Raw genomic sequence first — 12906 nt, 5'->3', positions numbered from 1 at the left:
TTTAACAAAACTGCCATAATTATCAGTTTTAACTTTGTCTCAAAATAAAATTTATGAGCACAACTAAAGTTTGGTATATTACAGGAGCTTCTAAAGGAATGGGGCTGTCTATAACAAAAGAACTGCTTTCTAAAGGCCACAGAGTAGCAGCCACCTCAAGAGCATCGAATATTTTTAACCAGTTAGGAACATACGGAGACAGGTTTCTGGCATTAGTGGTAGATTTAAAAAGCGAGCAATCCATTGAGTTATCGTTTAATAAAACAATTGAAAAGTTTGGCAGGATCGATGTAATCGTAAATAATGCAGGTTATGGTTTAGGAGGCGCACTTGAAGAACTTAGCGCTGCGGAAATGACCGAAAATTTCGAAGTTAATTTTTTTGCTGCTGTCAGGGTCATTCAAAAAGCCTTACCCTATCTCAGAGAACAGCGTTCAGGTAACATAATTAATATTTCATCAATAGCAGGCTTCGCTCCAGGATTGGGATGGTCAATGTACTGCGCTGCAAAATTTGCATTAAGCGGATTATCTGAAGCACTTGCAAATGATTTAAAACCGCTTGGATTACATGTTACAAATGTTTTGCCTGGATGGTTTAGGACAAATTTTGCAGCACCTGATTCCATTGCTTACAATATAAATCAGATTGAAGAGTACGGCTATCTGAGGGAATATCATGAAAAAATGAACAGCATGCATGGAACACAACTTGGAAATCCTGATCTGCTTGCAGCCGTTTTTTTAGAGTTGATATCGAGTAAAAATCCACCGGTAAACTTATTTTTAGGAAGTGATGCTTTTAACAGGGCGAAAAATAAAATACAGCAATTGAATCAAGAGATGTCCGATTGGGAAGCATTGTCCCTATCTACAGACTTTAAGTAAAATTTATAATCATTTTAGAATTAAATAAACTTTTGTTACAATCCCCTAAATAAAGGCAATAACTTCTGAGTGAGGAAAATGGACCTCTAAGATGTACATTTTCCATTTCTGTAAATTGAGTTTGAGTATATAGAATCAAAATTTAGCCATATCTTTCCAAGACCACGACTTCCTCCTGTTACTACTGCAATTTTACTTTGCGCTGACATAATTATTTATTTTAATATTATTATGATGCAAATTTTAGCAGATACAGGAAAGATACTTTAGCCAAAACCATAATTTAAGTAGCCAAAAGCAATAAACGGAATTGTTAGATTATACATAGAAAAAAGAGAAGCCGACTCAACAAGAGATGGCTTCTCTTTTTTTAAACACTTCAAAATTATTTCCTGTAATTCAAATTCTCCCTTATTTATTATCAATACGACCTTTAGCTCCTGGGATATCATTAAGTTGCTTTTGAGCATCAGCCCAATTTGTATCTTTTGGGTTTAAGGCACTACGTAGGTAGGCAAGAATACATTGGTTTACGAATTCAACCCTTTCCGGGCTTTCATCGGTCGTTTCATTAGAATCGTATCCTGAGATTCCGCCAAAAATATGTTCTGCATCATATACTGTCAGCAGGCTACTATGTCCGGGGCTTAAATAATATCCGTCAGCGCGCCAGTTGTCAACTTCCGAAAAGTTCAGATTTACATCTTTATCACCATTTACTACAAGCACTGGCTGGGTCATAGTCGAAAAGTCAGCATTATTTAGCACAGGATAATGTTCTTTGGCTGATTGGACAAGTCCCTCAGGAGCACCGGGTGCGCCTATCATCACAAAAGCCTTCAAACGCTTTTCAATGGCATTTACTTTTTTAGCTGTAACCGGATCAGTAACCTGCATTCCGGCCAGCATGCTGACAGTATGCCCTCCCATAGAATGTCCAACTACAGTTATTTGATCCTTGTTGACACGAGTACTCAGGCCTGGAACTGTAGATAAAATATGCTCAAGATTATCAATAATAAATGTAATGTCCTTTGGGCGTGAACTCCAAAACAGCGGAGCTTCAGGAAGGTTTGCGTCAAGTGCTAGTAATTTTGAATTTTGATGGGTTGGCTGAATAACGACAAATCCGTTTTTTGAAAAGAAGTCGGCCATTGGTCCGTACCCGTACATTGAAGAAAGGAAGTTTGAGCGTCCATGACCATGAGAAAGAATAACAACAGGGAAGTTACCTCCTGTTACGGGTGCAGTTACTTTCATCTGAAGGTCTACGTGGCGGTTCGCTACAGTCATTACAATTGGACCGTAAGACATTACGGGAGTTTCTGAATTTTTCATTTTATTATAAATTTTTATTTTGATTGTTGGATGCAGAATAAACCTTTCCTTTAGCAAATAAGCTAAAAGATATTAGGCACGAAGCAGTGATCCAGATAACTGCTTTAGATTTAAGTATTGAAGTTGTCATGAAATATTTGTTTTTTGATTACATGACAAAGTTCCATAAGTAATCATTCTGAATCATAACCGAACCGGGGGAATGCTTAACCGAAATGAATCTCGTTTTCACAACAAAAACACAGGTAATGCGATCGGGAAATGCACCGGTTTAAAATGGACACAAGAAGACAAAAAAAATACGGCGTTTAGCCGTATTTGGTAATCATATATACCCTGTGAATCATAATCAAATGTGCATTATGGTCAATTAAACGTTTGTCTAAATTCGACAGGTGATACTTTTGCCTTCATCTTGAAAAAACGACTGAAAGACTGCGGATGCTCAAAACCAAGGTCAAAAGCGATTTCCGCTATAGTTAATGAGGTCAAAGACAGCTTTTCTTTAGCCTTTTCTACGAGTTTATTGTGAATGTGTTGCTGGGCATTCATACCTGTCAAGGATCGCAGCATGTCGCTAAGATAGCTTGATGAAACATTAAGCCGTTGCGATAGAAACTGTACTGTCGGAATACCCTGGCTCGCTGTTTTTTCGTTTTCAAAGTAATCGTCCAGCAAAGCTTCGAGACGCTCAAGTGTATTATTACTAACAATTTTACGGGTAATAAACTGACGTTTATAGAACCTGTTGGCATAATTCAAGAGCAGTTCAATTTGTGATAAGACGACTTCCTGACTGAATTCATCAACCCGACTATTGAGTTCTTGTTCGATGATATGAAAGACCGACAGAATAATTGTCTTTTCGCTTTCAGACAGATGCAGTGCTTCATTGGTCCCGTAGCTGAAATAGCCATACTGTTTTATTTTACGTGCCAGCGGAAAACCGTGAAGAAAATCAGGGTGAATCAGCATTGTATAAAAGGATAAGTCTTCTGTACCTGCATCATCATCACTTCCGATGACCTGGTTTGGGGAAGCGAACAATAAACCTCCTTCATCAAAATCGTAAAAGCTCTGTCCATAACGCACCTTCCCACTCATTGCTGTCTTGAATGAAATTTTGTAAAAATGCAATACATGAGCACCTGAAGGCCGTTTTGAAGCTCTCAGATCTTGTGCATTCAAAATACTTATGAGCGGATGTTGCGGAGCTGGCAGCCCGAAAGCCCTATGTACATTGGTAATCGATTCGAAAACTTCATTATTTCTATTTTCTTTTTTCATAATGATACATTATAATACTGGCCAACATTGGAGATAAGCAAAGTTATATATATAGCAATAAATGTCCGTAACTTAAATGAGTACTTTTGTAACCAAAATGCGATTGAAATTAAATTGTTTTTTATTACTGAGATTGATTAGTTTTGTTATTTAGGTTAAACGGCAGAATGTATTTTTAAATTCATAGCGTAATTCTTTCGTTACCACAAATATGATTGGGTCTTTTGTTGACAATAAAAAAATAAAAATGAGGTTTAAAAACAAATTAATTGTAATTGTATTTATTTGCATTCAATTGCCGGCAATTCTATTAGCACAATCACACAAACATTCCGTAACTGTTACTTCTCCGGATAAAAAACTCGTAGTTCAAATTGAACAAACCAGCTTAAATACAATTGAATACAGTTTTCGGGCTGATAATCATTTATTGATAAAACAATCTAAGCTTGGGTTAGAATCACCAAACAATATTCATTGGAATAAAGTGATTAATTCATCTGTAAAGAGTGTCTGGAAACCTGTTTGGGGCAAAAGGAAAAATGTACCTGATCATTACAATCAGATCATAATAGATCTCACTTCTTATCAAATAAAAGTAAGAGTATACAATGACGGAATGGCTTTCACATATGAAGGGCTAACTTCGGAGAGAGAATTTACAGAATTTAATTTTGCAGACAACTACTTTGCCTGGTATTATAATGGAGAAAGACATAATATAGGTCCTGAAAAGTTATCTGAAGCAGATAATGTGCGCGAACCTGTTATGGTTGTCAAAGCGGCAGAAAATAGTTATATGGCAGTTCATGAAGCTAATCTTGAAAGTGGCGAACCATTACTTTTACAGCCAAAAAAAGGAACAACGCTATTTTCGGTACCTTCTAAAAATGCAAAAGCATGGAGGATAGTAATTTATGGAAGATCTCCGGGAGATTTAATTGATTCTCACCTGATCGAATTACTCAATCCTGAACCAGCGAAGGGAGCCGATTTTTCTTGGGTAAAACCGGGGGTGGCTGTATGGGATTGGCGTATTGACGGTGCAGTAGCGGATGGGTTTAAATATGAAATGTCATTGGAATCATGGAAACGAATGGTTGATTTAGCATCTGCAAATGCGATGAAATCTTTGGTATTAGACGCCAACTGGTATGGTGAAGAATTTAGTAAAGAATCAGATCCTTTAAAAGGAGGCAAAGTTGAACAAGTACATCAGATTATTGCTTATGGAAAACAAAAAAATGTTGGCATTTGGCTGTATCTGAATGATGTTGGGGGAAAAAATTATCCTTTAGAAAAAACATTAAAACAATACGGAGACTGGGGAGCTGCCGGTGTAAAATATGGTTTTATGCAAGGCAGTCCGGAGGAAAAAAATATACACACGCAACATATAACAAAAATTTGTGCGGAAAACCATTTAATGGTCGATTTTCATGATGGTCCTGTTCATCCATACGGACAAATGAGAACCTGGCCTAACGCCGTTACACGTGAGTTTTGTCAGGCACAGTTGGATGCACGAAGAGTATTTCAACCGAAAACCTTTGTTACTTCTGTATTTGTGAACATGATAGCAGGCCCGATTGATATGAACAACGGCACTTTTGATATGGAGCAAAAAGGAAGAGTTGACAATCCAATGCCGGTACCTTCTACAATTACGGCAGAGGCAGCACGCACGCTTATAACATTTTCAGGAGCAACTATTATTCCTGATATTCCTGAAAACTACAATAAGTATCCCGAATTATTAAAGTTTATTAGTGCACAGCAACAGCCTTGGCAGGAAAGCAAAACAATTAGCGGAGAAATTGGCCAATATATTGTTATGGCGCGTCAGGCAGCAGATGGAAACTGGCTGATAGCTGTTGCCACTAACGAAGATCCACGTTCACTTCGCATTCCACTGACGGTATTAGGAAAAGGCAGTTATAAAGCAATGATCATTCAGGACGCAAAAGATGCTGATTTCAGAACTAATAAAGTAAGCCACGAAACCATTTCTAAAAAAGTTAGCAGCAGCGATTTTATCGATATTAAACTAGCTCCTGGCGGAGGGGCTTGTATTTTATTTGAAAAAGAAAAATAATTATTTCGTTTAAGATTTCATATGCATATCAATATCTCAGTAAACATGAAAATATATAATCCTGATAAATGTTTTCAATATTATTTTTGTATCATCAACATAGACCCATCGGAAATATTTACAAGAATTTTTTATTAAATAAAAAATTAAAAAAATGGAAATCAAATCAATTATAGAAATTTCTCTGAACAAGTGTTTCCTGAAATATAATAATTCCGACGATTTGTAAGCTATTTTTAATTAAAAATGACAACTAATTGCACGCATCATTTTTATAATTAATAAATAATAATGATTTAAAAAAAAGGCCACACTTTGATGAATAAGTGTGGCCGTTTTCAGTAATTGCATCAATAAGTATAACTTACATAATATGAAAATGTTATTATATTTGAAAGGAATAGATTTACTTTGCCCAGGCTTCTCCTTCTGGTGTACGTCTCCAGGAAAAATAAGAATCTAAAACCTCAAGTGATTTTAAACTCGGAACAGGCCCCGTGTAAGCGCTATTATTGAAATACAGTAACTTAGGCTCTGAATTACTAAAAGCTGGCCAGTTAGGGACATGTTTGCCATTAGGATCACCGTACTTGGCAAAGTTTGTCCAATAGGTTCCCATCAGATTTGAAATCTCTAAATCTGATTTACTTGTTTGAGAGTTTGATTTATCCAGGTTCTCAAAAACATATGCCACCTCCTGGCCATGGTAAGAACCAAAACCATAATATTGTGAATCTTTAGGATGGTCCGGATGCTGGTCGAAATAGTAAAAAAACACTTTCGACTTTCCAGTTTTTGCCTGTAGTCTCGCCCATGACCATGTCTGCCAGCCAAAAGCTGCATCACGCGATAAATCCCGAGCTGTTTTTGGAACCGAATTATCACCTACAGGATAGGCTTTTAAAAGGTTTTCTGCAAATTTACCATAGCGTGTTTCTACACTGCTGATAAATTCCTTTGGGTCTTTCGTTCTTGTAAAACTTGCCCCTTCATCTGAATTATAGCCAATAAGAATTGGAGTGTCATTATATTTTCCCGATTCATATAGTTTATACTGGTCGTCAGGAATTACCCATCCGTCAATAATGGGCCATCCACGTCCTGCAGGCAGTTTATCTGGCTCAATTGACCTTAATTTTTCAATTGAACCGACACCTGCACTTTTCATATAATCCAATCCTTCGCTTTCAGCAACCTTAAGTGTTTTCATGTTTTCACCTGGATAAGTAGTAGCTCTTGAAGGTCCAAATGAGCCTCCACTTTGTGATATCGCTCCAGTAAAAAGACCTTTTGCCAAAGGCGAAGCGCATAACATGCTTACAGCGATCCCACCTGCTGATTCTCCGAAAATTGTGACTTTATTTGGATCACCGCCAAAGGCAGCAATATTCTCTTTTACCCATTGCAAGCCTGCAATCATATCCAATAAACCATAGTTTCCTGAAACTTTTTTTGGGTTTTCAGCACTGAGTTCCGGGTGTGTTAAAAATCCTAATGGCCCCACACGGTAAGCGATACTTACCAGTACCACACCTTTTTTAGCTAAGTTTTTCCCATTATATGTTGTTTCTGAGGTTGCACCAGCTCCAAACCCACCTCCATAAATCCACACCAAAACCGGAACTTTTTCTTTTGCAGATTTAGCCGGAGTCCAAACGTTGAGGTAGAGGCAGTCTTCACTTTTCCCAGATGGAGGATTTCCTCCCTGAAATGGACCAGGCGCAAATTTATCTACCTGCAACACGCCATCCCATTTTTTTACCGGTTGGGGAGCACGCCATCTAAGATTTCCAACTGGTGGTTTCGCAAAGGGGATTCCTTTAAATACTAATAATCCATCTTCTTCAATTCCTGATAACCTGCCTTGTTTGACCTCTATTTGAGTGGTAAGAGGTTCTTTGGCTCCATCTGTAAAACCAAACAATAGCAGAACGAAAGCACTAAAAAAAATATTTTTCATATGTAAAGGTTATTTGTTACAGTTATAATATTATTTCGCATTGTGGTAAAGAATATATAACAGTAAGATCCCGAAATCTAAATAATTTCAGGACCTGTACTATAGCCATACATTCAAAAGCATGCTGATGAATTTCTATTATTTTTTACTGAGGCTGTGCATCATTAGCAGCTGTTGCATACAAACCTACCAATGCACCTGTAAAACCTCCTGCTACATTTGTTGAAAGAATATCACCAGAAACTGCACCTCCTAAGTTTTTAAAATCTGTTCCATCCGTCGCATAACTAAATTCAAAGCTGTCGCCTGTTGCTTTCACTTGTAAACGAAGCGGTTTTTTTACGTCTATTTTAGTACTTGCGATAATTTTAGACTGTCCTTTTTCTGTTCTTTCTAACAAAATATAAGTATCATTACCTTTTTTCGTAATACCAAAAACATAATTAAAACGCTCATTTTGCAAGCAGGTAATACCCGCCAAATCTTTTTCTGAAGCTGGTTTATAATCGACTGTTGTGGCAAAAGTGAAATTATTATGCATCTGTCTGTGGAAAAGTGTTGAAGTAGGTTTCATTTCTTTTATATTCACCTGAAAAGGATTAATCTGCAGTCCTTTTTTAGTTATTGAAATAAAATTTTCACGAGGCCCCCTTAATCCAATCCATCGGTAATCTAATTTACTGGAGGTGAAATTTTCTTCAAAAGTGAAATTGCCATTAGGAAAAAAACCATCCTTGCCGGTTTTGTTTTCAACACCTTTTGGCATTTTTAATTTTGGTTCCATAGGAACTAATCCGTTCTCAAAAACAGGGAATGTTCCAGACCAGTCAACAGGCAGCATGAAAGTCTCACGACCAGCATTTACTCTGTCTTTATCATTAGGGCGAATCCCTAAAAACACTCCGTAATATTTATTATCCGGTCCTAAAACAAGATCTGCATGACCTGCCCAGTCTACTTTATTTGGTCTGTCTTTTGGAAAATGTCTCTGAGTCAGAATTGGGTTGTTTGATGATGGTTTAAAAGGCCCTTTTGGACTATCACTGATAAAAACAACCTCGCTGTGATTTCCTCCTGTACCACCTTCAGCACACATCAAATAATAATGACCGTCTTTTTTATATAAATGCGGCGCTTCAATCCAGATTGGTTTTTTAGAAAGATCTACTCCCCCATCTACAATGATTTTATCTGTACCAGGAATAACTTTATCATTCACAAGATCATATTCCCATACTTTAATCACACGGTGTCCGTTATATAATTCTTTTCCTTTATCCGGAGCATCATTATGCACTACGTACCCTTTTCCGTCATCATCAAAGAAAATAGATGGATCGATTCCTTCAAAAGCTAATTTAACAGGGCTTCCCCATCCCTTCATTGGATCTTTTGTTTTCACAATTATGTTTCCGAGACCGCCAGAAAAAGCAGTTACAATCATATAAAATGTATCATTATGCGGATTGTAAGTTATTCCAGGTGCGTATACTCCGGCACTGATACCTGTATCGTGCGGATTGAATTCGTTAACATTATTTAAAACGCCTCCTAAGTCGGTCCAGTTTACTAAATCTTTAGAATGAAAAATAGGGACTCCGGGAAACATTGCAAACGAAGAACATACCATATAAAAATCATCTCCCTTTCTTGTAATTGCCGGATCCGGATAACATCCCTGCAGAACCGGATTATAAAATTCTCCTTCTTTTAATGGATATTTTTTGTATAACTGGTCATCTCCCTGATAAACTACTTTAGAAAAAACAGGTGGATTTTTGACTGTTTTTGGTTTAGGTTTATCCTTATCCTTATCATCTATGCCTGTAAAGGAAAACAAGCTCATCATTACGACCGAAAGTAAAATTAATTGTTTCTTTTTCATTTCTTATTTATTATTGATTTTATATTTTTTTCTTTGTGTTGTTTTGAATTTTGGAGAGTAATTTTTTTAAAATAAGCTATTCAAATTTTATCCAGTCAACCTCAACCTGATTCTCATTTTTCGATATAACAGCCAAGTCCTGAATGCCGGATTCAAATTTTAATAGAGGTGATTTTATTTCTGCCCAATTACTTCCTTTTGGAATAGTCACTTCAGCAATTATAGTCTGTTTTTTACCTTTAGAAGCTATTTGAAGTATCCCTCCTTTTTCCGAAGAGGCTTTTACAACTATTGATTTTAATTTCTTTTTCCCAAAATCAATAGCGTTGTATTGAATCGATCCTCCTGATTTATTGAAAGTAGTTTTCCAGCCATTGAAAGTATTCTGGCTATCTAAAAATGAAATCGAAACTCCTTCTTTACTTATTTCAGAATACCTGTCTATTTGAATCTTATCTGTTGCTTTTGTAATTCCAACGCCTCTTAAAGTGGGAATAACTTTTTGAATGCTGCCATCCGGATTAAAATGCAGGTAATCTGCCCTAATCGATCTGGCTTTATCAAACTGAGGCGAAAAGTCGTTATTATGATAAAATAAATACCATTCTTTTTTAAATTGTATAATCGAATGATGATTTGTCCAGCAACCGGTTGTGGATTCATCCATAATAACACCTGCCACTTTGAATGGTCCCAGCGGATTATCGCCAATTGCATATTCCAGGCGTTCAATTTTGTTTTCGACATGAGGATACGTCAGATAATAAATTCCGTTTCTTTCGAACACATAAGGTCCTTCTTTTAAACCTTTTGCAGGGAGATTCTCTAGTATTTTCACCTCAGAATCTAATTCCGTCATGTTTTGCTTTAGTTTAGCCGCAAAAATATTTCCTCCAGACCAGTACAAATACGCCTGCCCGTCTTTGTCTATAAAAACATTAGGATCGATTCCGCTAACGCCCTTTATGGGTTTGGGTTCTGTGACATAAGGTCCTTCAGGCTTATCAGCAATAGCGACACCTACAGTAAACCCTTTTTTATAATTAACAGTGTCTTTTGGAATACTTGGAAAATAAAAGTAATACTTACCATTTCTTTCGATACAATCAGGAGCCCACATGCTATAACTATCAGGTTTAACCCATGGAACTGAATTTTGCTGTACTATCATTCCATGATCTGTCCAGTTGGTTAAGTCTGATGATGAAAAAACATGGTAATCTTCCATACAAAACCAGTCTTTACGGCCTTTCCCTTCGGTCGCCAATATATCGTGAGAAGGAAAAACATAGACCTTATCACCAAATAACCTTGCAGAAGGATCAGCAGTAAACTGATCCCTGATAAGCGGATTTTGCGCAAAAGACATAGTGCTGATTAAAATCAATACTGTCACTATTACGGAAAAACATCTAAGATTCATCATAAAATATTTTGTTTAGTTGACTACCAGAATGCCTCCATTACAAGGAATTATCAATTCAAGCTGTTGGTTTTTATTCATTTTTACAGTGCTCACCTTTCCGTTTAACTGCATATCGTCGCTATACATTTTCAACTCATTTCCAGCCTGAATCATTGGTAATTTTAATTTAATTTTCACTGTTTCTTTTTGAGCATTTAAACCAGCTATATACCATTTACTCCCTTTCCGGCGTGCAAGGACCACATATTTTCCAGGATATCCCTCTAAAAAACGAACTTCATCCCAGGTTGTCGGGACTTCCTTCATAAAATTGATTGCCCAGTCAGGCGCATCAGTTAAATTATTAGGTGCCAAAGCAAAATGCTGAACCCCACTTTGAAATAATACAGCTGTAGCCAGAGCAAAAACATCCGAAGTCATCCTTTTTGAGCCTTTATTAGGTATGTTGTCACTATTATAAAACTCGTTTAAAGCACTGCCTCCAAAATCCATACTTCCAACAGTATTCCTAATAAAAGTATGTATAGAAGCATTTTTGGCTTCATTATCACAACTTCCCTGACCAAAATGCAGATTCTCACTAGCCAGGACAGCTTCACTTGACGCATAATTTGGATACATTCGCTCCCAGCCTCTTGGAAGTGTGCAGCCATGAAAAATAACCATAATACCAAAATCATTAGCATCTGTCAAAATATCTTCGTAGAGCTTCATAGTCACTTGTTTGTCACCCCCAAAAAAGTCAACTTTGATTCCTTTAACTCCAATGCTTTTCATCCAGGCCATTTCTTTGCGACGAATGATTGTATTGTCCATGATCCCTCTTGGACCCTGCGGAGCATCGTTCCAATATCCGTTAGAATTATACCACAAGTAAAGTCCTACGCCTTTACTTTCTCCATATTTCGCTAATTCGGCAATTTTATCCTTACCGATTTGCGTATCCCAAAGCGCATCCACTAATATGGTTTCATATCCCATGGCATTACTAAAATCGATGTATTGTTTTTGAACAGGAAATGTAGTGTTACCATCCATTTTCATAATCCAGCTCCAGCTGCCTTTGGTGTATTGGTATTGTCTTGAAGCTTCATATTTCGGCTTGACCAAATCAAACGGAATAGTAGTTTCTACGATGGGTGCCAATGTTTCCCCTACTGTAATTGTTCTCCATGGCGTTTCGCCCGGCAGCGCAATACCTGGCGAAGTCGTGCCATTACCGTTATTTTCACCTGACATTGGGAATCCTATTGTATATAGACCGTTTTCCTTGCCTATAAGTCTGCTTCCGCAATAGTAACTGTCTACTCCGGTTTCAGAAATTAATACCCAGCCATTTCCATTTACCTTAAAAAGACATGGAAATGTATAACCCTCTCCGTTTCCATTTTTCCCAATTGGAGCATCAAGCGTATAGGACGTTTCATAACTAGGCATTGTTCTGGCAAAACCTACCATCGATTTACTTTGTGGACACAAAAAAGTAGTTGTTCCCTGAGGAAGTAAAAAACCTGAAGCTTCTTCCTGCACTACACATGAGCGCGATTCTTTTTGAGGATGTACTTTATATTTAAAAGCAACATTATTATCGCTTACTCTAAAAATAACATCAATAGCATTTTTACCTTCCTTTGTAAAAGAAAATACAGCTTCGCTAGCTACATAATGCACCTTGCTTTGCTTTATATTGGCTAACTCATACGTTTCATCAATTTTATTTTTATTGATGTTTGCTTCTAAAGTCAATCCTGAAGTAAAATCACCAACATTCGTTTTTAAACCAAGTGGTGAATTTTCCAAAAATTGTTTTCCATTATAAGCAATACTATAAAAAGCTGTTCCGTTATTTGACGAAACTGATACTTTTAATTTTCCGTCTGGGCTTTCTACAACCAATTGTGCATTCGAGGTAAAAAAACTGAATAAACAAAGGAATACTATATTTTTAAAGTTCATGATGGTTTGATCGTTAATTGGCATTTTATAATTTATTTTATTGTTAATAATGATTAGATAGCTTTCAATACA

Annotated in this window: 9 protein-coding genes; 2 read left to right on the top strand and 7 right to left on the bottom strand. The window is 36.8% G+C overall.

Annotated features, from left to right (window positions below):
* Positions 1-53 precede the first annotated feature (53 nt).
* The gene (locus OZP09_RS00610) at positions 54-887 is read left to right on the top strand and encodes an SDR family NAD(P)-dependent oxidoreductase (protein ID WP_281310097.1); all 834 of its coding nucleotides are present in this window, start codon (positions 54-56) and stop codon (positions 885-887) included.
* An 86-nt stretch (positions 888-973) separates the two neighbouring features.
* On the opposite strand, the gene OZP09_RS00605 is transcribed toward OZP09_RS00610, so the two are convergent.
* The 3 genes from OZP09_RS00605 to OZP09_RS00595 all read right to left on the bottom strand — a co-directional run bounded on the left by OZP09_RS00605 (position 974) and on the right by OZP09_RS00595 (position 3512).
* Positions 974-1096, bottom strand: coding sequence for a hypothetical protein (locus tag OZP09_RS00605; protein WP_269235978.1), 123 nt, complete (start codon positions 1094-1096; stop codon positions 974-976).
* Between the two features lie 202 nt (positions 1097-1298).
* Entirely contained in the window at positions 1299-2225 is a 927-nt protein-coding gene (locus OZP09_RS00600; protein ID WP_269235977.1) for an alpha/beta hydrolase family protein, read from the bottom strand.
* Positions 2226-2591: 366 nt separating this feature from the next.
* On the bottom strand, positions 2592-3512 hold the full coding sequence (locus tag OZP09_RS00595; RefSeq protein ID WP_269235976.1) for a helix-turn-helix domain-containing protein: 921 nt from the start codon (positions 3510-3512) through the stop codon (positions 2592-2594).
* A gap of 247 nt (positions 3513-3759) precedes the next feature.
* Between OZP09_RS00595 and OZP09_RS00590 the strand changes: the two genes are divergently transcribed.
* Positions 3760-5607, top strand: a complete 1848-nt coding sequence (locus tag OZP09_RS00590; protein WP_269235975.1) for a glycoside hydrolase family 97 protein — start codon at positions 3760-3762, stop codon at positions 5605-5607.
* A gap of 406 nt (positions 5608-6013) precedes the next feature.
* On the opposite strand, the gene OZP09_RS00585 is transcribed toward OZP09_RS00590, so the two are convergent.
* The 4 genes from OZP09_RS00585 to OZP09_RS00570 form a co-directional block, all read right to left on the bottom strand.
* Complete coding sequence (locus OZP09_RS00585; protein WP_281310096.1) at positions 6014-7567, bottom strand: carboxylesterase/lipase family protein; 1554 nt, start codon at positions 7565-7567, stop codon at positions 6014-6016.
* A 145-nt stretch (positions 7568-7712) separates the two neighbouring features.
* Positions 7713-9452: a glycoside hydrolase family 43 protein gene (locus OZP09_RS00580; RefSeq protein WP_269235974.1), complete on the bottom strand. Its 1740-nt coding sequence runs from the start codon at positions 9450-9452 to the stop codon at positions 7713-7715.
* A 76-nt stretch (positions 9453-9528) separates the two neighbouring features.
* Entirely contained in the window at positions 9529-10878 is a 1350-nt protein-coding gene (locus OZP09_RS00575) for a family 43 glycosylhydrolase (RefSeq protein ID WP_269235973.1), read from the bottom strand.
* Between the two features lie 12 nt (positions 10879-10890).
* Positions 10891-12858 (bottom strand): glycoside hydrolase family 97 protein, encoded by a 1968-nt coding sequence (locus tag OZP09_RS00570; RefSeq protein ID WP_281310095.1) that lies wholly within the window; start codon positions 12856-12858, stop codon positions 10891-10893.
* Positions 12859-12906: the final 48 nt, after the last annotated feature.

Source organism: Flavobacterium flavigenum (assembly GCF_027111255.2).
Classification (GTDB): Bacteria; Bacteroidota; Bacteroidia; order Flavobacteriales; family Flavobacteriaceae; genus Flavobacterium; species Flavobacterium flavigenum.
The sequence above is the reverse complement of the archived record's forward strand: the minus strand, read 5'-3'. Positions and strand labels throughout refer to the sequence as shown.

Excerpts from the sequence above, each read along its gene's own strand:
- OZP09_RS00610 (WP_281310097.1), top strand. The coding sequence starts at position 54 with ATGAGCACAACTAAAGTTTGGTATATTACAGGAGCTTCTAAAGGAATG.
- OZP09_RS00605 (WP_269235978.1), bottom strand. The coding sequence starts at position 1,096 with ATGTCAGCGCAAAGTAAAATTGCAGTAGTAACAGGAGGAAGTCGTGGT.
- OZP09_RS00600 (WP_269235977.1), bottom strand. The coding sequence starts at position 2,225 with ATGAAAAATTCAGAAACTCCCGTAATGTCTTACGGTCCAATTGTAATG.
- OZP09_RS00595 (WP_269235976.1), bottom strand. The coding sequence starts at position 3,512 with ATGAAAAAAGAAAATAGAAATAATGAAGTTTTCGAATCGATTACCAAT.
- OZP09_RS00590 (WP_269235975.1), top strand. The coding sequence starts at position 3,760 with ATGAGGTTTAAAAACAAATTAATTGTAATTGTATTTATTTGCATTCAA.
- OZP09_RS00585 (WP_281310096.1), bottom strand. The coding sequence starts at position 7,567 with ATGAAAAATATTTTTTTTAGTGCTTTCGTTCTGCTATTGTTTGGTTTT.
- OZP09_RS00580 (WP_269235974.1), bottom strand. The coding sequence starts at position 9,452 with ATGAAAAAGAAACAATTAATTTTACTTTCGGTCGTAATGATGAGCTTG.
- OZP09_RS00575 (WP_269235973.1), bottom strand. The coding sequence starts at position 10,878 with ATGATGAATCTTAGATGTTTTTCCGTAATAGTGACAGTATTGATTTTA.
- OZP09_RS00570 (WP_281310095.1), bottom strand. The coding sequence starts at position 12,858 with ATGCCAATTAACGATCAAACCATCATGAACTTTAAAAATATAGTATTC.